This window comes from Pseudomonas sp. NyZ480, from assembly GCF_029537255.1.
GTDB lineage: Bacteria > Pseudomonadota > Gammaproteobacteria > Pseudomonadales > Pseudomonadaceae > Aquipseudomonas > Aquipseudomonas taiwanensis.
Genome location: NZ_CP120626.1, coordinates 5,396,360 through 5,418,970 on the forward strand (window position 1 = coordinate 5,396,360; position 22,611 = coordinate 5,418,970).

Sequence of the window (22,611 nt, forward strand, 5' to 3'; positions counted from 1 at the left end):
ACTATGCCCCGTCACGCCAACCAGTCAAGACTGAGCAGCAAACGCCGCTCGTTACTCGACGGCGAACGATGGACCAATCCGGCACCTTCGTTACCCAACCATTTCTCACCTTTGAGAATGGCAACTTCGCCCGCTTGCAGGCGCTGTATCTTATCCACAGGCTCGTGCGCCAGCGACAGGCCGTCGCGGGCTATAGACCCCTCGGGTAACCACTCGCTACCGGGGCCGGCGTAGGTCGTGAGCAAGCGCAAAGGCACATGATCAACATGAAAGCGGGGACACATGGCCCCCTCCAGTACGCGCACACGCAGGCCGACACGGCGCGCACCGACAAGGCAGGTAAACGCAGAGACCAGCCAGTAGACATCGGCGACGAACCCTTCGTAACCATGCAGATCAGCCGCCTCGGGCAATAGAGGGCTCAGTTGGAGCGGGCGATCTTCATTCACCTCCAGCACACGCGCATCCGCCAGCAATTGGCCTTGACCGAGCAGCAAGCTGGCAAAGTCCTGCACCTGGACCGGCAGTCGACGTTGCCACACGGCCAGGTTGACGCCATCGAGCAGAATGTCGGACAGGCTGCGCGGTGATTCACCTGCGACCTGACGGATATCCACAGCCCTGAGCGCGGGCGTCATGCCGCCGCCTCCTCATGCCAGGGACCAAAAGGATCAGGCAACCGCAGCCAAGCCATTGCGCCAAGCGCCATCTCCTGGTCGGTTAACAGGCATGCATCGAGCTCTGTGGATAACCTCTCGAAGTCGATGTTCTGCCCGATGAACACAAGCTCCTGCCGGCAATCTCCGCATTCTTCGGTCCACAGCTTAAGAATGGCGGCGATGTTCTCCTCGTCCTGAGGCCATTGCTCCTTCGGCACGAACCGCCACCAACGCCCCGCCAACCCATGGCGCATCATGCCGCCAGCCTGCGACCAACTGCCGGCCTCCTGAAACTTGCTAGCAAGCCAGAAGAACCCCTTGGAGCGCAGTAAACGACCATTGCTCCAAGGGCTGTGGATAAAATCAAAGAAGCGTTGTGGATGCAGGGGTCGACGGGCCTGCCAGGTGCTCGCGGCGATGCCGTATTCCTCAGTCTCTGGCACGTGCTCGCCCCGCAGCTCACGTAACCAGCCCGGCGACTGTGCAGCTTGGTCGAAGTCGAACAGACCCGTGTCCAGGATGCGCGCCAGCGGCACCTGCCCCATGACCATCGGCACGATCTGCGCCCGAGCGTTCAGGCTGCGCAAGATGGCCGTCAGCTCTTCTCGCTCGTGCTGGCTGATGAGGTCGATCTTGCTCAGCAACAGCACATCGGCAAATTCCACCTGCTCGATCAGCAGGTCGCTGATCGAGCGTTCATCCTCCTCGCCCAGTGTCTCACCACGGCTGGCCAAGCTTTCGGCCGCCTGGTAGTCACGCATGAAGTTCAGGCCATCGACGACGGTAACCATGGTGTCCAGGCGCGCCATGTCAGACAGACTGCGCCCTTGCTCGTCGCGGAAAGTGAAAGTTTCCGCCACGGGCAAGGGTTCGGAAATCCCCGTGGACTCGATCAGCAGGTAATCGAAACGCTTCTCCTGCGCCAACCGGGCAACTTCCTCCAGCAGATCTTCCCGTAGCGTGCAGCAGATGCAGCCGTTGCTCATCTCCACCAGTTTTTCTTCAGCGCGGTTAAGGCTGACATTGCGCTGCACTTCACTGGCGTCGATGTTGATTTCGCTCATGTCGTTGACGATCACCGCCACACGCAGGTTGTCGCGGTTACGCAGGACATGGTTGAGCAACGTGCTCTTGCCCGCTCCAAGGAAGCCGGACAACACGGTAACGGGTAAGCGATTGGACATGGTGAAACCTCATCAGGCAGACGCATTCGAAACGATGCATTGCATAATGTTATAAAGTAACAATACAATTTCGCCAAGCCGTTCTCGTCGGACGTGTTGCCCGGAGCTGTAAATGAACCTGTCGCGCGCGGTGGCACTGCTGCTGCTTTTCACGCCTTTGCCACTGTTCGCCATGCCCAAGGTCGGCAACCTGGCGCTGTGCACACGCAGCGCCACGCTGCTGGCCTGCCAAGATGGCAAAGGCAATTACTACAGCGTGCGCAGCGAACGGGGCACGCTTTACCTGCGGGGTTATGACAGCGCCAGCCGCCGCTTGTGGGCACAGACCAATAGCCGCTTCGGCGCGATGACCTTTTTCACTGGTCTGGCCAGCGACGGCGAAGCTTGGGTCGGCTACAGCCACCGCGTCGGCTGGACCACGCTCAATCGTGTATCGAGCTCCAGCGGAGCCCGGTTCAACCTGCATTGCAGCCTGATCGGCGGTTGCCGCTGACAATACTTCCCTTGGATATTCACATGACCAGCCTCACGCTTCCCGATATCGCCGCACAAACCCAACAACACGCAACCCCGCTGGACTGGGTTGGCATGTGTGGGATCGCCGTGCCTATTCAGTTCGAGACACGCAGCGTGGCTGCACTGGCCGACGCAGGGGTGAACCTGAGCGACGGAGCATCGCGCGGTATTCACATGTCGCGGCTGTACCTTTCGTTGGAAGCATTGGAGCGGCAACCACTCACTCCACTCGCCATTCGGCGATGCCTGGCGGAGTTTCTGGCCAGCCACGCGGAGCTGTCATCCGGTGCATACCTGCGCCTACGTTTCGATCATCTGCTGAAACGGCCAGCCTTGGTCAGCCCGTTGGCGGGTTGGAAAAGTTACGCCATCACCGTGGACGCTAGGATGGAACACGAAATGTTCCACGTGGAACTATCGGTGCGTGTGCCCTATTCGTCGACCTGCCCCTGCTCGGCGGCCTTGGCCAGACAATTGATTCAACAGCAGTTTCAGGCAGATTTTGCCGGGCAACCGATCAATCATGAAGCCGTATTGCAGTGGCTGGGCAGCACCCAGGGAATCGTCGCGACACCCCATAGCCAACGCAGCCTGGCACTGGTGGGCGTACGATTGCAGGACAACTTGGACCGTTTACCCGTGACCGAACTGATCGATAGCATCGAATCGAGCCTGGGCACGCCGGTGCAGACGGCGGTCAAGCGCGCCGATGAACAAGCCTTCGCACTGGCCAACGGACAGAACCTGATGTTCTGTGAGGACGCCGCACGACGCGTTCATCAGACGCTGCGGCAGTTGAGTTGGAGCACTGCTTTCACCTTGCGCGTGGAACATGCGGAAAGTCTGCATGCCCACGACGCGGTCGCCACGAGCCAGTGGCAATGGTGAACCATCAGCTTCGTGGTTTGACGGTACCGCAATCATTTCCCAGCCAGACCGCTTTGGTATTCATGCTGCCCTGCTGCTGAACCCCGGAGGCATTGAAGGTCCCGCTGACCTGCGTGTGAAACTCCCGATCGCTGAGGAAAGTCGCTTGCCCGCTGCCTTGGGCGCGAGGGCAACTGAACTGGAACTTCCAGACATTACCCGTGCGGTCGGTGATCTTCTGCGTGCATCCGGACTGAGGATCCTGCAGGGGGATGTCGTTGGTCTTGACCTGCTCCGGCGTGAGGCACGAACGCACGCCCTTGCCCCCTACCGTCACACCTTGTTTGGCCAACACCCCCTCCATCATCGCCCGCTGCTCCGGTGGAAGATTTTTCAGTTGGCCGAGCATGAATTCCATGTCGGGCAGCGGTTTACCATCGACCTGCATGTTGCTGGTGGTCAGTTCCCACAGGCCTGGTTGCAACATCTGCGCATGCACCACGGGGCTACTCAGGCCCACGGCCAAGACCAACAGTGGCAGACGAATCTTCATGGACGAACGCTCCTAGAGAAAACCGGTCAACGGGCCGGACTGAGCCTTAGACGCTAAAACCGCACGCAGGTTGCAAGCCACACCCTGAACGTGTTCTGTTAGCCCAAGTGTATTCGGCAAGCAGGATGCGTATGGATTACCACAGCCCCTACTTCTTCGGTTACGTGCTTGGTGTGATTCACCTGATCGGGATTTTCGCCGCCCTCCATGCGGTGTTCACCGTGCGCACTGCCCAAGGCGCAATCGCCTGGGCGATGTCACTCTTCTTCATTCCCTACTTCACGTTGATCCCCTACCTGGTGTTCGGCGCCCGCTCCTTCTACGCCTACATCCACGCCCGACGCCAGGCCAACCAGGAAATGCACGTGGCCATGGCTAACCTCAACTGGCGGCCCTGGGTCGAGGAAGCCCTCACGGCCAGAGAGTCGGAAAGCTACGCCGCCCTGCGTGCCATGCCCAAACTTGGGCGCATGCCTTGCCTGGCTAACAACCAGGTGAAGTTGCTGGTCAATGGCAGGGCGACCTTCGATGCCATTTTCGCTGCCATCGCCGACGCCAAAGAAGCAGTGTTGGTGCAGTTCTTCATCATCCACGATGACGTCATCGGCCAGGAGCTTCAGCAGCTGTTGTTACGCAAAGCTGCCGAGGGGGTGAGGGTCTTCGTGCTTTACGATCGGGTTGGTAGCCATGCGCTGCCAGCAAGCTACAGCCAAGTGCTGCGTGAGGGCGGCGTGCAGATCCATGCGTTCGCCACCCGCCGCGGCTGGTTCAATCGTTTCCAGGTCAACTTCCGCAATCACCGCAAGATCGTCGTAGTGGATGGCCTGCTGGGCTTCATCGGTGGCCACAATGTGGGTGATGAGTACCTGGGCGGGCATCCTCGATTGTCACCGTGGCGCGACACCCATGTGCAAGTCAGCGGGCCTGTCTTGGCCTGCCTTCAGGAGTCGTTCGCCGAAGACTGGTACTGGGCCACGCGCCAGCTACCGCCGCTGATCCTGCCAGATGCGTACCCAGAGAACGGCATACTCTGCCAGGCCTTGGCCAGTGGCCCGGCAGACTCTCAGGAAACCTGCTCGCTGTTCTTCATCGAAGCGATCCATTCCGCGACCCGGCGAGTCTGGATAACCAGCCCCTACTTCATCCCCGACGAAGCCGTGTTCGCGGCCTTGCGTCTGGCAGTGCTACGGGGCGTGGATGTGAGGATTTTGATTCCGTCGCGCCCAGACCACAGGATCGTCTACGCCGCCTCCAGTCTGTTCGCCTTCGAAGCGGTACGCGCAGGCGTGCGCATGTTCCGGTACCTGCCGGGCTTTCTGCACCAGAAGGTGGTACTGGTGGATGATGAGGTCAGCGCTATCGGTAGCGCGAACCTCGATAACCGTTCGTTTCGCCTGAACTTCGAGATCACCCTGCTGACCATCGACCGCACGTTCGCCGACCAGGTCGAAGCGATGTTGTCCCATGACTTCGAGCATGCCAGGGAGATCACCGCAGAAGACAGCCGCGACACGCATCGCCTGCAACAACTTGGGATGCGTATCGCCCGGCTGATCTCACCGATTCTCTGAATGGCTCAGCGGTACAGGTCCTCCCGAGTCCAGGGCAGGTCATGGTGTCCATCGGCATACGGCTTCACCGCCAGTATCTGGTGCAGGTTGATCCAGCCCTTCTGGAAGGCATAGGCACAACCGGCCAGGTACAGGCGCCAGATGCGCAGGGTCTTTTCGGGCACCAGGCCTGCGGCCCTGTGCAACTGGTTCTCCAGGTTTTCGCTCCAGTGGTTGAGGGTCTTGGCGTAATGCAGACGCAGGCTCTCGACATCCACCACCTCAAGGCCGGTCTCGCAGATGCTGGCACTGATCATCGACAGGTGCGGCAGCTCACCATGGGGGAACACGTAGCGGTCGATGAACTCGCCGGCGCCACGCCCGACCGGTCGACCATCCACGTGCTTGGCAGTGATCCCATGGTTCATGACCAAGCCGCCTTCACGCACAGCCCCGTACAGCTTCTGGCAGTACAAGGCGAGGTTGGCGTGACCTACGTGTTCGAACATGCCGACGCTGACCACCTTGTTGAAACGACCGTCCTGGGGCAAGTCGCGGTAGTCGAGGATCTGCAAGTCGACCTTGTCGGCCAGCCCCTCCTCCTTGACGCGCTGACGGCCAAGTTTGAGCTGCTCTTTACTCAGCGTGATACCGAACACTTTCGCACCGTACTCACGCGCGGCGAAACGTGACAGCCCACCCCAACCACAACCGACATCCAGCAGATAGTCACCGGCCTGCAACCGCAGCTTGCGGCACAGGTGGTCGAACTTGTCTTGCTGGGCTTGGGCAAGTGTATTGTCGGGCTCTCTGAAATAGGCACAGGAGTACGCCATGTCCGGATCGAGCCACAGCTGATAGAACTCGTTGGAGAGGTCGTAATGGTAGGAAATGGCTTCGGCGTCGGTTGCCTTGTCATGGGCAATGCGCTGCGGCGAGGTTTCATCCTCATCCGTGAGCAGGGCTTCACTGAGCTCATCGCAAACCCGAATGACCTCCCCGATATTGCCCTCGAGCTCCAGCTTGCCTTCAACGAACGCCTCACCCAGTTCACCCAGGCTAGGATGATTCAATTGGGCAATGAGCTGAGGTTCCTTGATCAGGATGGTGACTTGCGGGCTGGGCCCCAGATCGAACTGGTTACCGTCCCACAACTTCAGACGCAAAGGTAAGTGCAGGCTTTGCAAGGCTGGTGGAAGTTGCGCAAGCATCGATGACCCTCCCCTTCATGTAACGGACGTGCCCCCTGAAAATTGGGACGCCACCGCAAAAGGGTAGTTCATTGAAACAAAGTTTCCGCTTATCACGACCATCGTCTAGAACCAACAGCAATGAAAACGACGCAGATTGTATACAATTCAAGGCACTACGACTAACCTTGTGCCCCTCTCGCGCTTCTTCATCCTGGAGTAGAACCCATGAAATCCTATGACGTGGTGATCATCGGCGGCGGCCCCGGTGGCTATAACGCAGCAATTCGCGCAGGTCAGCTGGGCATGAGCGTTGCTTGTGTGGAAGGCCGCCCGACCTTGGGCGGTACGTGCCTGAACGTCGGCTGCATGCCGTCCAAGGCGCTACTACATGCCTCCGAACTGTACGAAGCCGCCAGCGGGGCCGAATTTGCGCACCTTGGCATCGAGGTGAAGCCCACCCTCAATCTCGCCCAGATGATGAAGCAGAAGGACGAGAGCGTGACCGGCCTGACCAAGGGCATCGAGTACCTGTTCCGCAAGAACAAGGTCGACTGGGTCAAAGGCTGGGGTCGCCTGGATGGCGTCGGCAAGGTAGTGGTCAAGGCAGAGGATGGCAGCGAAACCACGCTGCAAGCCAAGGACATCGTCATCGCCACTGGTTCCGAGCCCACCCCGCTACCAGGTGTGACAATCGATAACCAGCGCATCATCGACTCCACCGGTGCCCTCGCCCTGCCCCAGGTGCCCAAGCACCTGGTGGTGATCGGCGCCGGTGTGATTGGCCTGGAACTCGGTTCGGTGTGGCGTCGCCTGGGCGCCCAGGTCACTGTCATCGAATACCTTGACCGCATTTGCCCTGGCACCGACGAAGAAACCGCCAAGACCCTGCAAAAAGCCCTGGCCAAGCAAGGCATGGCCTTCAAGTTGGGCAGCAAGGTCACCCAGGCAAACGCCTCGGCCGATGGCGTCAGCCTTACCCTCGAACCCGCCGCAGGGGGCGCCGCCGAAACCCTGCAAGCCGATTACGTACTGGTGGCCATCGGTCGCCGTCCTTATACCAAGGGCCTTAACCTGGAAAGCGTGGGCCTGGAAACTGACAAGCGCGGCATGCTCGACAATCAGCATCACCGCACTTCGGTGCCAGGCATCTGGGTCATCGGCGACGTCACCTCCGGCCCGATGCTGGCGCACAAAGCCGAAGACGAAGCGGTGGCCTGCATCGAGCGCATTGCAGGCAAGCCCCATGAGGTCAACTACAACCTGATCCCCGGCGTGATCTACACCCGGCCGGAACTGGCCAGCGTGGGCAAGACCGAGGAGCAGCTAAAGGCCGAAGGCCGTGCCTACAAGGTAGGCAAGTTCCCCTTCACCGCCAACAGCCGCGCCAAGATCAACCACGAGACCGAAGGCTTCGCCAAGGTCATCGCCGACGCCAATACCGATGAAGTGCTGGGCGTGCATCTGGTCGGCCCGAGCGTCAGCGAGATGATCGGTGAGTTCTGCGTGGCCATGGAGTTCTCCGCCTCGGCCGAGGACATCGCCCTCACCTGCCACCCACACCCGACCCGGTCCGAGGCGTTGCGCCAGGCCGCGATGAACGTCGATGGGATGGCGATGCAGATCTGACCCCAGGGTACGGTGCCAGACGGTGGTAGGCCACCGTTTGGCGCCTGGCCAAGCAGACGCTCAGCTCGTGGAATCAGCTCGGCCGTCGGGTCTAAACGGATTTCACTCGGCGCTTGATCGGTTTGCGCAACGGCTTATCGTTGCTCGGCATGTGCAGGTAGGACATCACGCTTTCGGTCAGCTCTGAAGCCAACTGCACCGCTTCTGTGTTGCGGGCCATCACACCCGCCACCAATGCCTCTATCAGCGCCAGTACGCTGCCGTTGGAACTGATCAGCACAGGGTGGTCCGCTGGGGCAAAGAGCGCATGGTCGGCGATATTGGTCAGCGGTGAAGCGGGCGAGTCGGTTATCGCCAGGACCGTTGCCCCGCGTTCGCGTGCAAAGCGCGACAGCTGCAGCGTATCGAGCGAGTAGCGCGGCAGGGAAATCGACAGCAATACATCCTGTTCGGTGATAGCCGCCAGGCGATAAGCGGCGTTTTCATTGCCCCCCTCCATACTCACCGCCGTGGCATCGGCACAGAACGGTACCAGGTTCGCTGCCGCCAAGCCTGCCATGTACGCACTGTTGCCAAAGCCCAGGATGAAAATCTTGCGTGCCTGGGTCAGGCAACGGATGAAAATTTCGAAGGTATCGGCGGTATTGTTGGCGCCAGCGGTGTCGAGATTGCTGGCGGCGATCTGTATTTGCTCATGCAGGCCGAAGGCCCCGTCCGGGCGATGCGCAAGCTCATTACGCAGCTTGTCCACTGGCGACACCATCTGCTGCAGTGTGGCTACCAGTTCGGCCTTCAGACCGGTATACCCGCCCATGTCTATCGCTTTGGCCAGGCGGTTGACCGCGGCTGGCGAAGTGGCGGTTTCAACTGCCATCTCCTCGATGGTCAGGGTCGCAGCCTTCAGCGGATGACGCAGGATGAAGTCGGCCACCTTGCGCAGCGAGGGTTGCAGATGGGGTGCAGCCTCCGCCAGCTTGCGCATCACCGGGGCAGCGTAGACGGTTACATGCTTGGTAGATGTCGGCATGGATGGGCTTTCAGCACGTTTGAATGAATGGACCTACGCGCTCTATCGGGGCGAGGCTTGGGAAGTTCCGGCTGAAGTGTATCCGAAGCAGAGCGCCGGTGTAGCGCTCTGCTGGGTGTCCTGCGCGTCGCCTACTTCAGGCTGCCGGCCAGAAACTGCTGTAGGCGCTCGGACTTTGGCTGGGCCAGAACTTCGCGTGGGCAGCCCCTTTCCTCGACGCGACCTTGATGAAGGAAGAGCAGCTGGTTGGAGACTTCCCGGGCGAAACCCATTTCGTGGGTGACGACCACCATGGTCCGCCCCTCTTGCGCCAGGTCACGCATGACCTTGAGCACCTCGCCAACCAGCTCCGGATCCAACGCCGAGGTCGGTTCGTCGAACAACATCACTTCAGGCTCGACAGCCAGGGCTCGGGCAATGGCCACGCGCTGCTGCTCTCCCCCACTCATGTGCCCCGGGTATGCGGTTCGGCGATGGCCAACACCAACCTTCGCCAGATAGTGCTCGGCTTTCTCACGGGCTTCTTTCTTGCCAACGCCCAGCACATGCACCGGTGCTTCCATGACGTTCTCCAGGGCAGTCATATGGGACCACAGATTGAAGTGCTGAAAGACCATGGACAGGCGTGATCGCATCCGTTGCAATTGCCTGCTGTCGCTGGCAGTGAGGGTTCCGCGGGTCTTGTGCGACCGCAGCTTGAGCTCTTCGTTGTTGAGCAGAATGCGCCCGCTATGCGGCTCTTCCAGCAGGTTGATGCAACGCAGGAAGGTACTCTTGCCCGACCCGCTGGATCCGATGATGCTGGTGACATCACCGGCTTTGGCCGTCAGGGACACGCCCTTGAGCACTTCATGGGTGCCGTAGCGCTTGTGTAGGTTGTCGATTTCCAAGGTGTACATGGCAGTCGGTGCTCTTGTTGTCAGTCGGTGAGCAGGCGGCCCTGACGAATCGGGTGCCGACCGGCAACTTTGGCCAGCCACAGGCCGGGCTGGGCATAGCGCAGACGCTCGCGGGCATAGAGAACGCCGCAGGTCGTGGCGTACACCACAGAGTGCCGATCGCTGAGCGGGTCGATGACCTCGAACAATGGGTCGCCGACGTTGACCTGCTTGCCTAGCGGCTGGAGAAAACTCACTACGCCTGGGTGCGGTGCATAGGCATACTGCGCGCCAGAAAAAGGGGTGGCTTCACAACATGTAGAAGGCACGGCTGGCCACTCGCCGCTGATCAACCCTTGGTCGGCAAGGAAGCCGAGTATGTCCTCGGCACTCTGCTGTACCTGTGGTCGATCGGTATCGGCCATGCCACGCAATTCGATGGTGGTAGCCGTGCACGCCAGCGGAATGTTGTGTTGCGCGAAGCGCTGCGCCAAATGCAGCCAAGGGAGCGCGCAGGCTTCATCGAAGGAATTGCCGCCGCTGTCTTCGGCCAACAACACCGCGCCCGCGTTCAAACGAGCGGCCAACGGCTTCAGGGCTGGCCAAAGCTGTGGCAGCGCGTAGAGCAGCATGATCGATTCGAAATCGCAATGCAGGTCGAGCACCACATCCGCATCGCAGGCCTGTTGCAGCAGCAAGCGGCGCAGCCCATCGAGCTCCGATCTGGCCGGCGGCAACGCGGCGATGGCCTCTTGCATCAGGTGGCGAATCAGCGTGACGTTCACCTGCGGATCGTCGCTCAACCTGCCTTCGAGCTGCGGAACGATCAGCTCCGCCAACGCAGGAAAATCGCGGTTGAAGTTCTGTCCGCTGGCCAGGTCGAAACGTCCCTGATGGGTGGCTTGAAACATTTGCCCCAGGCCAATCGGATTCGCCACGGGTACAAGCTCGATGACGCCGTTGAGTTGGCCCTGCCGCTCCAGCTCGATCAGACGTTGTTTGAGCTCCACCGCCACGCGCATGCCTGGCAGTTCGTCGGCGTGCAGGGCGGCCTGGATATAGGCCTTGCGCGGGCCGCTGCCAAAGCGAAACACCGAGAGTCGACGCTCCGTTCCAGCGGTGCTCCAGGGCAGTGGGTGTTGAATATGTTCCATGGATATCTCTCAACTCTTGCGCGGGGCCAGGTGCGCAAGCCAGCGACCTTCGGCCAGCTTGAACAGGCGCAGCAGGATAAAGGTCAGGCACAGGTAAAACAGGCCAGCGGTGACAAAAGCCTCGAACGGCATGTAGTAGCGCGAGCTGACCGTACGCGCCACGCCGGTGATATCGACCAAGGTGACGATCGAGGCAAGCGAAGTGGTGTGCAGCATCATGATCACTTCATTGCTGTATTGCGGCAGCGCCCGGCGTAGGGACGAGGGCAACAGGATCCGGCGATACAGCGTGAAGCGCGACATGCCCACAGCTCGCGCCGCTTCGATTTCACCACTGGGCGTAGCTTTCAAGGCGCCAGCAAGAATCTCCGCACTGTAGGCACTGGTGTTGATGGCAAACGCCAGACAAGCGCAAAAAGTGGCGCTGGAGAGGTACGGCCAGAACACACTCCCCCGCACGGCCTCGAATTGCGCCAGCCCGTAGTAGATGAGAAAAAGCTGCACCAGCATTGGCGTGCCCCGGATCACGTAGGTATACAACCAGGCCAAGCGGTTGAGCCAAGGCGTGCGGGATATGCGCAGCAGTGCCAAGGGAATGGCCAATGCCAGGCCCGCGGCCAGGGCGATCAGAAGCAGTTTGAAGGTCACCAGGACGCCTCCAGCGTAGAGCGGAAGGCTGTCGGCGATCAGCTTGAAATCCAGCACGGGCGTTTCCTCAGAATTCGGCCAGGCGGGTACCGACGGCGTAGCGCTGTTCCACCCAGCGCAGAATCACCAGGGACACCGTAGTGAGCAGCAGGTACAACCCGGCAACGGCCAGGAAAAAGGTGAAGGGTTCGCGGGTAGCGTCAGCGGCGTTCTTGGCTTTGAACATCATGTCCTGCAAGCCCACTAGCGATATCAGTGCCGTCGCCTTGGTCAGGACCAGCCAGTTGTTCGTGAAACCTGGGATAGCAAAGCGAATCATCTGCGGCAACAGCACCCGCCGAAATACCTGCATCCCGCTCATGCCGTAGGCCGCACCGGCTTCCGCTTGTCCTCTGGGGATAGCCATGAAAGCCCCGCGAAACGTTTCCGAGAGGTAGGCTCCGAAGATGAAGCCCATGGTGCAGACGCCAGCGATGAAAGGGTTGATGTCGATGTATCGAGGGTGACCCAGCAAGGGAGCCAAGCGGTTGACCAGGTCCTGGCCTCCGTAAAAGATCAGCAGGATCAGCACCAGGTCGGGAATGCCACGGATGACCGTGGCATAGCCTTCGCCGAGTGCTGCCAACCATTTCACATGCGACAAGCGAACCGCCGCCCCCAACAAGCCAAGGGCAATCGCCACCGTCATGGAAATCAGCGCCAGGCTCAGCGTGAGCCAGGCACCCTGGAGAATGGTCGGGCCATAGCCGTGCAGCATGGTGGGGGTCCTCAACCGGCGCCGTCCGAGGCGGCGCTCAAGCACTAAAAGGTGGAAGCGGTTGCGCTCCCAGCAGTCACTTGCCGTAGATATCGAACGCGAAGTACTTGGCCTGCACTTGCTGGTACTTGCCGTTGGCACGTACCGCGTCGATCGCAGCATTTATGCGCGCAGCGTTCTCGCTGTCGCCCTTGCGAACCGCAATACCAGCCCCTTTGCCGAAGTACCTTGGGTCGTTGAAGTCCGGCCCGACCAAGGCGAAGCCCTTGCTTATGGGGGTTTTGATAAACCCTTCACTGGTATTGATGATGTCGGCCAAGGTAGCGTCCAGCCGACCGGCCACCAGGTCGAGGAAGGCTTCGTTTTGTGAGGCATAACGCACCACTTCGATGCCAGCGGGTTCAAACTGGTCGGAGGCAAAGCGATCGTAGGTAGACGCGCGCTGTACACCGACCTTCTTGCCCTTGAGGTCAACCAATGGATCATTCACCACGCTGCCAGCTTTCATCGCCAGCTTGCCTGGGGTCTGGTAATACTTCTTGGTGAAATCCACTGACTTCAGACGGTCTTCAGTGATGGACATCGACGACAGCACCGCGTCGATCTTGCGTACTTTCAGCGATGGAATCAGCCCATCGAATTCCTGCTCGACCCACTCGCATTTGACCTTCATTTCGGCACACAAGGCGTTGCCGATGTCGTAGTCGAACCCGCTGATCTGGCCTTCAGGGGTTTTGAAGGCGAAGGGCGGATAAGCCGCTTCGATACCAATACGCAGGGTGTCTTCGCTGGCGGAAGCGATGCTGGTGGAGGCGTAGAGCGCCAGTGCTCCGAGAAGTACGATCTTGTTCATCTTATTGACTCCTGACTGGGGCGAGGTGGTTGTCGACGCAGGGCTTCACCCCTGCTCCTGACAGTTCTTTTCCCGCACCGAGTGGCAAGCTTTTCAGCGCCAAGTCCTAGAGCCTGCGTGCAGCCCTGACGTGAAAGCCTACCCGCTCACGGGACCGGTTTCGGCAGCATTTATGACACGTTTATTTTCATAAATCTACAATGCAGAAATATTTGTGTCAGATGCAGAATGACACTAAACCCATAGAAAAGGCTCTATTTAGCTGGTTTTGGGGATTTGACCGGACGTTTCGAGAAGGGGGAAATTTGAAGTACCGCGCGCTAAAGTGCTTGAAGAAGGATTTCCTCCGCGATACACAGTTTCACAGGATCGGTTCGTGAAAAAAAACATTCACTGTTGGGCGGCTGGGTGCGCAAGTTCCATGACAAGGGTGGCTTGGTTGATGGCGCCAGCGTGTCTGGCGCTCAGATACCCCTCTCTCCCCTCCAGGGATGATGACCGAGATTCAGGCTACCTTGGCCTGAACGGTGAACAGGCTCGCCCCCAGCGCCACGAACGAGGCGCCGAACAGCCGATTCATCAGCCTCGCACGGTTCGGCGCAGCAAGCTTGCTGCGCAGCACCTGGGCCAAGGTCACATAGAAGGCATGGGAGATCATCGAGCAGGCCGCGAAGGTCAGCACGAGAATGCCCAACTGCACGTTCGAATCATTACCCGGGCGGATGAACTGCGGCAGGAACGCTGCGAAGAACAAAATCGCCTTGGGATTGGTCAGCGCCACGGTCACACCGTTGAGCATCAGTCTGTTGAGGGGGGTAGCGCGCCTGGCCGGCTGATCGAGTTTATCGAAGGCACTGGTGCGGCTCTTCCACTGCTTCACGCCCAGGTAGATCAGATAGCTTGCACCGAGCACCTTCAGCAGCAGGAAGGCCGTGGCCGACGCCTGCAGTAGCACGCCCAGTCCCGCACTGGTGGCGGCCGAGATCACCAGCAAGCCCAAGGCGTTTCCGACCGAACCCAGCATGGCCCGTCGCGGCCCAAAGGCCACCGAATTGGACAGCGCCATGATCACGCCGGGACCTGGGGTCAGGGTGACCAGCATGGCGACGACGACAAAGCCGAACCAATCGTGAAGTGACATCCTTGTACATCTCCTGGGGATTGACTGGCGGACTGTAACAGATAGTCGCCCTGCTCTCGCATGAATGCCTGCGGCAGGGCGGGCGTCTCCCACTGGCTGATGAGCTCAGTTTGTCCCACTCAGCGAGACACTTATTCCTGCCGAAGCGGGTTTTTCAACCCAGGCATTGACAGTAGATTTCTCTCATCGCAAACCTCGAAGCCTGCGTACTGGGCTGCGCATGCTTTCTCGCACTGCCAGGCTTCGTTACCAAGCACCGGGAATCACCTGGACCCGATAACACCTAAAGGGCAGCAACGGAATGAACACATCGACTGCAAGCGCTTGGAGCCCCCTGCGCAACACCACCTTCCGCATGTTGTGGATCGCAACGATTGCTTCCAACATCGGTACCTGGATGCATGAGGTCGGCGCCGGATGGTTGATGACGACCCTTTCCGCCAACCCGCTCCACGTGGCATTGATCCAAGTGGCCGGCTCGCTACCAATGTTCTTCCTGGCGCTACCCGCCGGTGCCGCCGCTGACATCGTCGATAAACGTCGCTACCTGCTGCTCGTGCAGCTGTGGATGTCTGCAGTAGCGGTAACACTCGCTGGCCTTACCTTGCTGGGGCTGATGAACATTCCTTTGCTGCTGATGCTCACCCTCGCCTTGGGCATCGGTACGGCCTTGATGATGCCGGCGTGGAGTGCACTGACGCCTGAGCTCGTCAGCAAGGACGACCTGCCCAATGCGGTGGCGATCTCCAGTGTCGGGATCAACGTATCGCGCGCGATAGGCCCAGCGTTAGCAGGCGTTGTCGTGAGCCTGGTCGGCCCGTGGCTGACATTCGCCCTCAACGCCATTTCATTCGCGGGTGTCATCCTGGTGCTGTTCACATGGAAACGTGAGATCAAGGAGCCACTGCTTCCAGCAGAACGTTTCATGGGTGCCATGCGTACTGGTTTGCGCTTCGCTCGCAGTTCCAAACCCCTTCAAGCAGTGCTGATTCGTGCACTGGCATTCTTCTTGTTCGCGAGTGCCGGTACCTCGCTGCTGCCGCTGATCGTCCGCGGTGAAATGCAAGGTACCGCCGCTGACTTCGGCATGCTTCTCGCCGCCATCGGTATTGGCGCAGTGGGTGGGGCTACCCTGCTGCCTCGCCTGCGCGAACGCATCAGCAGAGATCGACTGGTGATGATCGCCAGCCTTCTCTATGCGCTTTTCCTGCTGGTTTTGGCTTTGGTGCGAAATTTCTATGTGCTGATGCCCGCCATGCTGTTGAGCGGTGCGGCCTGGATCGCGGTGCTCTCGAACATGCAGGTCGCTGCGCAAACATCGGTCCCAGCGTGGGTCAGAGCCCGTGCGCTGTCGGTTTATATCCTGGTCTTCTTCGGGGCCATGGCCAGCGGAGGCTTTTTGTGGGGCTCCGTGGCGAGCCATGCCTCGATCACCCTGAGCTTGCTGGTGGCTTCTGGCGGGTTGGCGCTAGGCACGATTCTCACATGCAACGTTACGCTTCCCGAGACCGAAGCCGACGAACTCGCGCCCTCACTGCACTGGCCAACCCCTCTGATCAACGCTGAGATGGATCAAGAACGCGGACCGGTAATGGTGACGCTCGAATACCACATCGACCCTGCGAAGGCCGAGGCGTTCTCCGAGGCTGCCCGCGACCTGGAGGCAATGCGCAAGCGTAACGGCGCGTTGTCTTGGGGATTGATGCAAGACAGTGCCGAACCCGCACTGTGGCAGGAGTTCTTCTTCGAGGAATCGTGGCTTGAACACTTGCGCCATCACCACCGCGTCACACGGGGTGAGCTGAAAATCGAGGCCCGCGTGCGGAAGTTTCAAACCGAAGATGTTCCCGTGCGTATCCGCCACCTTCTGGCTGAATCACATACACATCACCGCTAAAGCGCGGACGTCGCAAGAGGACCTTTGAAAATGACTCCAACTGAAATCCGCCAGGGGCCCGCGGGCCTGGCAAAAATCTCATTGCCGCTTGGCCTGCTGTTTCTACGCGTATCTGCCGCTCTGTTGCTTCTTCAGATCCACGGTCTGCCGAAGCTTCTTCACTGGAGCAGCGAGCTGCAACGGATCGAGGATCCGTTCGGTCTGGGGGCAACCCTGACACTCTCGATGGCGGTGTTTGCGGAAGTGGTTTGCCCGATCTTGTTGATCCTGGGCGTTTTCGCGCGCCTCGCTTGCCTGCCAGTGCTGGCCGTGCTCGGAGTTGCGCTGGTGGTAGTCCACCCCGACTGGACGTTGGAACAAGCGCAATTCGCGTGGCTGTTCACCATCCTGTTTGCAGGCTTGGCCATCACTGGTCCGGGCGCCTGGGCCATCAGGCCTGACGTACGAAGGAGAGGGACTCATCAGGCTGAGTTTGCAGAGAAATAAGCCTGAGCCGAAGCCGAAGTGCGGCCGGCACAGAACTATCCGGCTCGTACAGGTAATGCACCGTCCGCCCGGTATCGCCTACATCCTGCGGTGGCGGACTTTCCCTGGCGAGTTTGTCGCCATACCAGCCGAAAAGGGTAAAGCCGCAGCCCAGCTCACGCTGTCGCTTCGCCCGATAAATCATTCCAACCCGTGCCGGCTTCAGACCTGTCCCAGAAGTGCGCGACAGACCGCTTGTGCAAGCCTTGCTCGCTGCGCCAATGTGGGCGGACTGCGCCGCGTGGGCTGTGTCGTTGGCGCTGGTGAAGTGGGTGATGCTGCCGGCGTTGTAGGTGGTGGCGCTGCCGCCGCCCTGGATCACCAGCTCGATCTTGGCGGTGATGTCGAGTTTGGCCAGCAGGTTGATGTTGTCCTTCAGGGGGAAGGGGCTTAGTATAACCAAACCCTTTGCCGCCTAACACCTTATCTGCTCTTGTTGGCTGAGCCATAGCTCAGCGCAGTGAGGGCCCCCTTGGCAGTATTTCCTTACGTCAAAAATTCCCCGCCATGTGCTTTCAAATTGTATCAAGTGAGGCAGAGCCATACGCATCTAGCGGCAAAAACTCAACACCTTGAATCTTTTGCTCCTCGGCTCTACGCATGAATTCCTCGTTACAAAAAAGTGTATCAACGTATGAATTGAAGTCTTTGATCTTAAATACAGGCGCACGCGCCCCCTCACTAATCACTAGCCTCTCAAATGATTCCACCCTTCCGTATTTGTCACGCTCTACAACTGAAGCAGGCTCTAAGACATCCTTGCTCGAAAAACTTTCAAACAAGCCGGCATAATAGCTAAGTGGATTTAGAGCCGAACCTTCAGAAACCTTAAACTCAACAGGCTCGGCATCTACGAGTACAACGTTGGCTTGTTGGCATGCCTTGAAAAAACTGTCACTCAAAATATAAATATCACCAATAAGTTGGCGCACACCAAAAAGGTATTTTTTTGATCGCCCCACAAGAACCAACCCAGAAGGCAGTTTTTCGTGAGGGCGCCTCCTCACTGAATTCGCATACCAAGGCAAGTAACCATGTTCGACCGAACCCCAATCATCATAATGCTTATCATATAAAGTGGCGTCTAGTCTACCCACAGGGCAACCTGGCGCTTTTTTACGCGACATCATGTAGTATTTCATTGGGTTACCTCAAACGAATTGGTGAAGTCCCGGGAATAGCAGGCGTTTTAAGCCACATTCTATTACGAACTTGAATTGCCAATATTTTTTGAATGCTCATAGACTGAAGGCTCTCAAAATTCCGGAATCTGCTGGACTGTGGCGCTCACAACATAGTTTGACACAAGCAGACAGGAGTCCGAGCTGGTTGCGGCGAGGTGGTAACTCCACCTGAAAGCTGCATTTAGCAGCACGATATTCGGTGAAGCCACCCTGGAGACGGCTCAGGAGATTTCATCGTCGAGCTACCTCCGGAAGTCCTGAGGGAGCTCGGTGTCACAGTTGATGACCAGCTGACCGAGTTTGTCCCAGCGATAGCGCAGGGTGTGTTCGTTGGCATCGATGCGTTCGGCCAGCAAGCCGGCGGCGCTGTATGACCAGATGGTACAACGGTCGAGGCCATCGGAGTGGGCCAGCAGGCGGCCTTCCGGTCTGTCCCAATAGTGCGCGACCGAGTTCTTGTAGAGGCGCCGGCCCAACGCGTCGTAGCCGAAATCGACCTTGAGCTTATCGTCGTTGAAACTGACCAGCCGATCAAACAGGTCCCAGGTGAAGTGCGCATGCGATCCGTTCTGCAGGCGATGCACCGGATTGCCGCGCTCGTCGTACTTGTAATGGGTGCCAGCGTACTCACGCAGCAAGTTATCCATCAGCTTGTTGCGACGTGAATCCGCCTCCAACGGGCGATTGAGTTCCTGGGCTTTCTGGTCCAGCAGGTTACCGGCCGGGTCGAAGGCGAAGGTCTCGACACCCAGGCGGCTGGTGGCTTGGAGCAGGCGGCCGACCGGATCGTATTGATACTCCAACTGGCCGCGACGGGTGTCGTGGATGTTGGTCAACTGGCCCGCAGCGTCGTAACGGTATTGCCGCTTGAGCAGAGTGGACTGGCCATCGTGGCTACCCAACTACTGCTCTTGCAGGCGCCCTGCAGGGTCCCAAGTCTGGGTCTGCATGAGCTTGTTGCCCTGGTGCCGCACTACCTCGCGGTGCAGGTCGTCGCGCTCGTAGGCCAGCATCTCATGATGGTCGAGGGTCATGCCCAGCAGGTGACCGCTGCCATACGTCACCTCGGACGGACTGACACCGCATTCTTCACAATGGTTCTACATCTTCAGAGCAGCTCGTTTCTAACGGAATAAACTCAAGCCCCTTAAGCCCTACACCTTCCGCTTTCTCCTTGAATAAGTTAGCGCAAAACAATGTACTAAAGTGAGCACTTAGCCCCTGAAACCTGAACAGCATTGGCAGCTTGACTCGAAGGTCAGCTGGTAAAAACAGGCTAAAAAAGGGGGATTTCGGAGAGGGCGGAATTTAGGTCGGAAATTTTTTCCAACGAACGGTAGATCTGGGGCCAACAGGTTTTCGCCGGAAGGTTTTCAGCGCTTATGAGATCGAGCCCCTCCCGCGCGGCGCATCGCGAGCTACGCTCGCTCCTACGTTTGTTTCGGGCCAGTTATTCCTGGAGGATTTGCGCGCGGACGCCTTGGCGCATGGCACGCTATCGCGGGGTACGAACAAGGCGGTCGCGCGCGCATGGCACAATCGTGTCCCGGGAAGTGGTGTAACTGAACCAGCCAAAGGCGCCCTGCGGGCGAAAGAGGATGGTCGGCGAGCGGCCTTCAAAAAAAGCCTTCCCGTTTGGAAGGTTTGGAAAACTTTTGACGTTCGCCGGGTTGTCGAAAACTGTCCGGAGAGAGGCATGAATGCTCAGGATGAGGCCGATTCGCTGCTGCTGGTCGGCATCTAATTTCGGTGGTGTGCTTGTGTCATCTGTGGCGCGGCGCAGGGTAGAACAAGAAATAGAGGGTCGCCGCCGGTATAAGCCGTCAACACTATGAGGCGCATGCGAATGGGGACTGGGGTTTGGGCAGCACCAATACCCCACCCCGTACTCATAGTTCTCTTGGACGAAATGAGCAGATTCACCGCCGCCCGCATGGTAGGTATTCCACAGAGAATCCGTAGGCCGTCCCCGCTCAGCCAACGATTTGAGGTGTTCTGCGAAGTCATCACAGCTCTCATAGACACTGACGAACGCTTCGCTGATCCGGGCATTCTCACCACCCGCAATCGGTGCCTGGCTACTCAAGCGTGCAGATTCCAAAGCATCACGCAACATCCCAAGCTGGATGAAGAGGGAGTCCATTTTTGCGGCTTCTTCGCCATGAAGACCAGGGATAAGTGAGGCCGCTCTATCTCGAGCCATCTCGGCAGCATGCTCATCGGAAATGTGTCGGGCTGAAGTGCACAGCAGACGGCAGATCTTCGCGCGGCGAAGTGCTTTGGGATCTTCATTTGTTACTGCCAGCGCCTCACCTAAGTGCCGACCGCAACACATACCATGACATCGAGATCATGCCCCGGTCTGTTGAACGGCTTGTCACAAAATGGGCATCGGTTTTGTAGGACTATGTTGTGCTTGAAGCACACGGTCACATAAGGAGCAACGTATCGTCGCCAGTATGAAAAAGCCGAGCGCCCTCAGATCATCTCGAACACATTCAGGACAGAACGAGGCATCCCACACGCCGAAGTGCTCGCCTTCGGAATGTACTGCCTTCCTGAATACGAATGATCCCAATAGCCTTTGAAGACGTGGGTTGAAGCCAACATGGTGTGGTTATGAATCAGCCGGTTAAAGCCGTTGCATCCTTGCCAGCCCATCGCCGCTGCCAGTTTTTCACCTCTATAGTCTTCAACACGTCACGGGTCGCAAGCTGTTCAAAGACCGGTGCGATGTCTACATGCCATCTGAGGAAGTGGTTCCGCCGCACATAAGAGGCGAGCGATTCGTCGGGCTGAATTTGCAAAGGCATGGAAGAGCGTCAAAGCAGTGTTGCAGCTATCGCAACAAAGGAAAGGAAGGCTGTGCCGACGAAGGGAGCCGGGACGGCTCCCTTCCTCTGCGACAGTCCTTATTGTCTAGCGACAGTTTTTATTCTCAAGAATCAATTCAATGGGTGCTCACAACATAGTTTGACACAAGCACCCGCGAAAATCGGGGCCTGCAGCCGTTGACGCGGTAGCCTCCGCAACAACATAGATTGACACAACCCGTCCAGCTTTTGAAAAACGGGGGTCATAGCTGACATTATAGTTTGACACAAACAGGTCAGAACTCGAGCCGGTTGCCAGCGAGGCGGTAACTCGACCTGCAGCAGCGCAAGGGAGTACGATGAGTCGGTGAAGCCACACAGGAACCGACCTCAATGATCCAGCCATTGCGTATGACGGTGAAATGCCAGGATCCTGAAGACGGCTCAAAAGACGTCATCATCGATTTACCTCCAGAAATCTTAAAGGCGCTTGGTGTCACAGTTGGTGACCAGTTGAGCATCGAGGTCATCGACGGAGTGATAGTCCTGAAGCCAGTCCGTGAAGCTACTCCTAGGTAGCTGCTGGCTCCTGTTGACTGACTTCACTAAAGGCAGTCTTGGCACGAGCCTCTACCATTTCAATCAGCTCTAAGTGCTTTGGGAACTCACCCTTCAGCCAATCACTGGGAACAAAGTGATGATCGAGATGCACCGCGGTGCACTGTCCGTCACCACTAGCACAGAGCATCACGTTCATCTCCGTCTCATCACCCGCCATTGCCGCCGGCACAAAGACAGTACCGCTGTCGCTGACGCCGAACGACCGCCGCCACTCGGGAAAGCGCTTACCGCCTGGGTTGGAAACTGCGAACCAATTGATCTTGTTCATTTGTCGTTCTCGAATGGAATCAGAGTGGAGTACGGAAGCTGTTCGCCTTCGACCGCGGCAAGCACCTGATCCAGCACTGCAGCTGGGGCATCAAGAGCTCCAAGGATCACGTACAGCTCGCACATGAGGTTGGCCTTGGCCTGTCGGTCAAGACCAGCGTCACCGTCTACAGTTTCAGCCAAATCGAATGCCTGGCTCACTGACGTTTCTGCGATCAAGTAGCGAGCACCGCAATCACACAGGAACGGGTGGTTGCCGTTGTAGAACCGGTCCTTGGCCTCCCAGCCGTGGAGCATCGCGATAGACTTCTGAAAGCTTCCACGAAGCTCCTTGCTTACGAGCTGCTGTCCTAAAATCCCTTCCATCAGCAGACCCGCGATGTAGTCACCGTTCCATTCCTGAAACGAAATGCGCTCCGTCGTTTTCATTGCAGTGAACTGAGCAACGTTGACGCGCAGAGCCTCATGGATTTCTCCACCGAAGCACATGCAGATGACGATCTTCAGCGACTTGAACTGATCCGGGATAGGTCTCCTGGCGGTCCAGGCCACGCAGCAGCACCAGTTGCTGTTCGCCCGTGCGCACGAAGGTGAACGAATCGATGCCGTTGTAGTGCGGCTTGCCTTTCTTGGGCAAGGGCAGCTCGATTAAAGCAGGACATTAGATCCGCCCACTTCTACTCTTTTGCCCGCCGCAG

The 22,611-nt window shown here is 58.5% G+C and carries 23 protein-coding genes and 1 pseudogene; 7 read left to right on the forward strand and 17 right to left on the reverse strand.

From position 1 onward, the window contains the following. Positions 1-11: 11 nt before the first annotated feature. Together P3R38_RS24830 and zigA are read right to left on the reverse strand one after the other, a co-directional pair. Entirely contained in the window at positions 12-638 is a 627-nt protein-coding gene (locus tag P3R38_RS24830) for a DUF1826 domain-containing protein (protein WP_023383092.1), read from the reverse strand. Continuing rightward, positions 635-1,843 carry a zinc metallochaperone GTPase ZigA gene (gene zigA / locus P3R38_RS24835; RefSeq protein ID WP_023383093.1) on the reverse strand — a complete coding sequence of 403 codons (1,209 nt, stop codon included), beginning with the start codon at positions 1,841-1,843 and terminating at the stop codon, positions 635-637. The genes P3R38_RS24830 and zigA overlap by 4 nt, the downstream gene beginning before the upstream one ends. A 112-nt stretch (positions 1,844-1,955) precedes the next feature. Between zigA and P3R38_RS24840 the strand changes: the two genes are divergently transcribed. Both P3R38_RS24840 and folE2 read left to right on the forward strand, forming a co-directional pair. Next, positions 1,956-2,336, forward strand: coding sequence for a glutamine synthetase (locus P3R38_RS24840; protein WP_104881054.1), 381 nt, complete (start codon positions 1,956-1,958; stop codon positions 2,334-2,336). A 23-nt stretch (positions 2,337-2,359) separates the two neighbouring features. Beyond that, positions 2,360-3,247 carry a GTP cyclohydrolase FolE2 gene (gene folE2, locus P3R38_RS24845; protein ID WP_023383095.1) on the forward strand — a complete coding sequence of 296 codons (888 nt, stop codon included), beginning with the start codon at positions 2,360-2,362 and terminating at the stop codon, positions 3,245-3,247. Between the two features lie 4 nt (positions 3,248-3,251). Here the strand turns inward: folE2 and P3R38_RS24850 are convergent, their stop codons facing one another. Further along, positions 3,252-3,779: a DUF3617 domain-containing protein gene (locus P3R38_RS24850; protein WP_023383096.1), complete on the reverse strand. Its 528-nt coding sequence runs from the start codon at positions 3,777-3,779 to the stop codon at positions 3,252-3,254. 131 nt (positions 3,780-3,910) lie between these two features. Between P3R38_RS24850 and cls the strand changes: the two genes are divergently transcribed. Continuing rightward, positions 3,911-5,350 carry a cardiolipin synthase gene (cls, locus tag P3R38_RS24855; RefSeq protein WP_277686687.1) on the forward strand — a complete coding sequence of 480 codons (1,440 nt, stop codon included), beginning with the start codon at positions 3,911-3,913 and terminating at the stop codon, positions 5,348-5,350. Between the two features lie 5 nt (positions 5,351-5,355). Here the strand turns inward: cls and cfaB are convergent, their stop codons facing one another. Then, positions 5,356-6,540 carry a C17 cyclopropane fatty acid synthase CfaB gene (cfaB, locus tag P3R38_RS24860; RefSeq protein WP_277686688.1) on the reverse strand — a complete coding sequence of 395 codons (1,185 nt, stop codon included), beginning with the start codon at positions 6,538-6,540 and terminating at the stop codon, positions 5,356-5,358. Positions 6,541-6,747: 207 nt separating this feature from the next. Between cfaB and lpdA the strand changes: the two genes are divergently transcribed. Beyond that, positions 6,748-8,148 (forward strand): dihydrolipoyl dehydrogenase, encoded by a 1,401-nt coding sequence (gene lpdA, locus P3R38_RS24865; RefSeq protein WP_023383099.1) that lies wholly within the window; start codon positions 6,748-6,750, stop codon positions 8,146-8,148. 91 nt (positions 8,149-8,239) lie between these two features. On the opposite strand, the gene P3R38_RS24870 is transcribed toward lpdA, so the two are convergent. The 7 genes from P3R38_RS24870 to P3R38_RS24900 form a co-directional block, all read right to left on the reverse strand. Further along, positions 8,240-9,175: a MurR/RpiR family transcriptional regulator gene (locus P3R38_RS24870; protein WP_277686689.1), complete on the reverse strand. Its 936-nt coding sequence runs from the start codon at positions 9,173-9,175 to the stop codon at positions 8,240-8,242. 131 nt (positions 9,176-9,306) lie between these two features. Next, the gene (locus tag P3R38_RS24875) at positions 9,307-10,074 is read right to left on the reverse strand and encodes an ABC transporter ATP-binding protein (protein WP_023383101.1); all 768 of its coding nucleotides are present in this window, start codon (positions 10,072-10,074) and stop codon (positions 9,307-9,309) included. Between the two features lie 20 nt (positions 10,075-10,094). Further along, entirely contained in the window at positions 10,095-11,207 is a 1,113-nt protein-coding gene (locus P3R38_RS24880) for a succinylglutamate desuccinylase/aspartoacylase family protein (protein WP_023383102.1), read from the reverse strand. 9 nt (positions 11,208-11,216) lie between these two features. Continuing rightward, on the reverse strand, positions 11,217-11,912 hold the full coding sequence (locus P3R38_RS24885) for an ABC transporter permease (RefSeq protein WP_023383103.1): 696 nt from the start codon (positions 11,910-11,912) through the stop codon (positions 11,217-11,219). A gap of 10 nt (positions 11,913-11,922) precedes the next feature. Beyond that, the gene (locus P3R38_RS24890) at positions 11,923-12,612 is read right to left on the reverse strand and encodes an ABC transporter permease (RefSeq protein ID WP_023383104.1); all 690 of its coding nucleotides are present in this window, start codon (positions 12,610-12,612) and stop codon (positions 11,923-11,925) included. A 76-nt stretch (positions 12,613-12,688) separates the two neighbouring features. After that, on the reverse strand, positions 12,689-13,465 hold the full coding sequence (locus P3R38_RS24895) for an ABC transporter substrate-binding protein (RefSeq protein WP_023383105.1): 777 nt from the start codon (positions 13,463-13,465) through the stop codon (positions 12,689-12,691). Positions 13,466-13,970: 505 nt separating this feature from the next. Further along, a complete protein-coding gene (locus tag P3R38_RS24900) occupies positions 13,971-14,606 on the reverse strand; it encodes a LysE family translocator (protein WP_023383106.1) in 636 nt (211 codons plus the stop codon). 301 nt (positions 14,607-14,907) lie between these two features. Here P3R38_RS24900 and P3R38_RS24905 point away from each other — a divergent pair, with 301 nt between their 5' ends. After that, a complete protein-coding gene (locus P3R38_RS24905) occupies positions 14,908-16,503 on the forward strand; it encodes an MFS transporter (protein ID WP_277686690.1) in 1,596 nt (531 codons plus the stop codon). Between the two features lie 30 nt (positions 16,504-16,533). After that, positions 16,534-16,989, forward strand: a complete 456-nt coding sequence (locus P3R38_RS24910) for a DoxX family protein (protein WP_023383108.1) — start codon at positions 16,534-16,536, stop codon at positions 16,987-16,989. Here the strand turns inward: P3R38_RS24910 and P3R38_RS24915 are convergent. The 4 genes and pseudogenes from P3R38_RS24915 to P3R38_RS24930 all read right to left on the reverse strand — a co-directional run bounded on the left by P3R38_RS24915 (position 16,934) and on the right by P3R38_RS24930 (position 20,355). Beyond that, positions 16,934-17,431, reverse strand: coding sequence for a hypothetical protein (locus P3R38_RS24915; protein ID WP_277686691.1), 498 nt, complete (start codon positions 17,429-17,431; stop codon positions 16,934-16,936). The two genes, P3R38_RS24910 and P3R38_RS24915, sit on opposite strands and share 56 nt — an antisense overlap. Before the next feature lie 112 nt (positions 17,432-17,543). Further along, entirely contained in the window at positions 17,544-18,170 is a 627-nt protein-coding gene (locus tag P3R38_RS24920) for a hypothetical protein (RefSeq protein ID WP_277686692.1), read from the reverse strand. A 464-nt stretch (positions 18,171-18,634) separates the two neighbouring features. After that, a pseudogene (locus P3R38_RS24925) lies at positions 18,635-19,276 on the reverse strand (RHS repeat protein); the annotation flags it as partial. A gap of 431 nt (positions 19,277-19,707) precedes the next feature. Next, positions 19,708-20,355, reverse strand: coding sequence for a hypothetical protein (locus P3R38_RS24930; RefSeq protein WP_104881049.1), 648 nt, complete (start codon positions 20,353-20,355; stop codon positions 19,708-19,710). 1,063 nt (positions 20,356-21,418) lie between these two features. On the opposite strand from P3R38_RS24930, the gene P3R38_RS24935 reads away from it, so the two are divergent. Continuing rightward, positions 21,419-21,604, forward strand: coding sequence for an AbrB/MazE/SpoVT family DNA-binding domain-containing protein (locus tag P3R38_RS24935; RefSeq protein WP_277686693.1), 186 nt, complete (start codon positions 21,419-21,421; stop codon positions 21,602-21,604). On the opposite strand, the gene P3R38_RS24940 is transcribed toward P3R38_RS24935, so the two are convergent. Then, positions 21,597-21,914, reverse strand: a complete 318-nt coding sequence (locus tag P3R38_RS24940; protein WP_277686694.1) for a hypothetical protein — start codon at positions 21,912-21,914, stop codon at positions 21,597-21,599. The genes P3R38_RS24935 and P3R38_RS24940 overlap by 8 nt on opposite strands. Continuing rightward, positions 21,911-22,465 (reverse strand): hypothetical protein, encoded by a 555-nt coding sequence (locus P3R38_RS24945; protein ID WP_277686695.1) that lies wholly within the window; start codon positions 22,463-22,465, stop codon positions 21,911-21,913. Before P3R38_RS24945 ends, P3R38_RS24940 begins: the two co-directional genes overlap by 4 nt. Between the last annotated feature and the right edge of the window lie 146 nt (positions 22,466-22,611).

Excerpts from the sequence above, each read along its gene's own strand:
- P3R38_RS24880 (WP_023383102.1), bottom strand. The coding sequence starts at position 11,207 with ATGGAACATATTCAACACCCACTGCCCTGGAGCACCGCTGGAACGGAG.
- P3R38_RS24895 (WP_023383105.1), bottom strand. The coding sequence starts at position 13,465 with ATGAACAAGATCGTACTTCTCGGAGCACTGGCGCTCTACGCCTCCACC.
- cls (WP_277686687.1), top strand. The coding sequence starts at position 3,911 with ATGGATTACCACAGCCCCTACTTCTTCGGTTACGTGCTTGGTGTGATT.
- P3R38_RS24850 (WP_023383096.1), bottom strand. The coding sequence starts at position 3,779 with ATGAAGATTCGTCTGCCACTGTTGGTCTTGGCCGTGGGCCTGAGTAGC.
- cfaB (WP_277686688.1), bottom strand. The coding sequence starts at position 6,540 with ATGCTTGCGCAACTTCCACCAGCCTTGCAAAGCCTGCACTTACCTTTG.
- P3R38_RS24830 (WP_023383092.1), bottom strand. The coding sequence starts at position 638 with ATGACGCCCGCGCTCAGGGCTGTGGATATCCGTCAGGTCGCAGGTGAA.
- P3R38_RS24900 (WP_023383106.1), bottom strand. The coding sequence starts at position 14,606 with ATGTCACTTCACGATTGGTTCGGCTTTGTCGTCGTCGCCATGCTGGTC.
- lpdA (WP_023383099.1), top strand. The coding sequence starts at position 6,748 with ATGAAATCCTATGACGTGGTGATCATCGGCGGCGGCCCCGGTGGCTAT.
- P3R38_RS24910 (WP_023383108.1), top strand. The coding sequence starts at position 16,534 with ATGACTCCAACTGAAATCCGCCAGGGGCCCGCGGGCCTGGCAAAAATC.
- P3R38_RS24920 (WP_277686692.1), bottom strand. The coding sequence starts at position 18,170 with ATGAAATACTACATGATGTCGCGTAAAAAAGCGCCAGGTTGCCCTGTG.
- zigA (WP_023383093.1), bottom strand. The coding sequence starts at position 1,843 with ATGTCCAATCGCTTACCCGTTACCGTGTTGTCCGGCTTCCTTGGAGCG.
- P3R38_RS24905 (WP_277686690.1), top strand. The coding sequence starts at position 14,908 with ATGAACACATCGACTGCAAGCGCTTGGAGCCCCCTGCGCAACACCACC.
- P3R38_RS24870 (WP_277686689.1), bottom strand. The coding sequence starts at position 9,175 with ATGCCGACATCTACCAAGCATGTAACCGTCTACGCTGCCCCGGTGATG.
- P3R38_RS24930 (WP_104881049.1), bottom strand. The coding sequence starts at position 20,355 with ATGGACTCCCTCTTCATCCAGCTTGGGATGTTGCGTGATGCTTTGGAA.
- P3R38_RS24935 (WP_277686693.1), top strand. The coding sequence starts at position 21,419 with ATGATCCAGCCATTGCGTATGACGGTGAAATGCCAGGATCCTGAAGAC.
- P3R38_RS24875 (WP_023383101.1), bottom strand. The coding sequence starts at position 10,074 with ATGTACACCTTGGAAATCGACAACCTACACAAGCGCTACGGCACCCAT.
- P3R38_RS24890 (WP_023383104.1), bottom strand. The coding sequence starts at position 12,612 with ATGCTGCACGGCTATGGCCCGACCATTCTCCAGGGTGCCTGGCTCACG.
- P3R38_RS24940 (WP_277686694.1), bottom strand. The coding sequence starts at position 21,914 with ATGAACAAGATCAATTGGTTCGCAGTTTCCAACCCAGGCGGTAAGCGC.
- folE2 (WP_023383095.1), top strand. The coding sequence starts at position 2,360 with ATGACCAGCCTCACGCTTCCCGATATCGCCGCACAAACCCAACAACAC.
- P3R38_RS24840 (WP_104881054.1), top strand. The coding sequence starts at position 1,956 with ATGAACCTGTCGCGCGCGGTGGCACTGCTGCTGCTTTTCACGCCTTTG.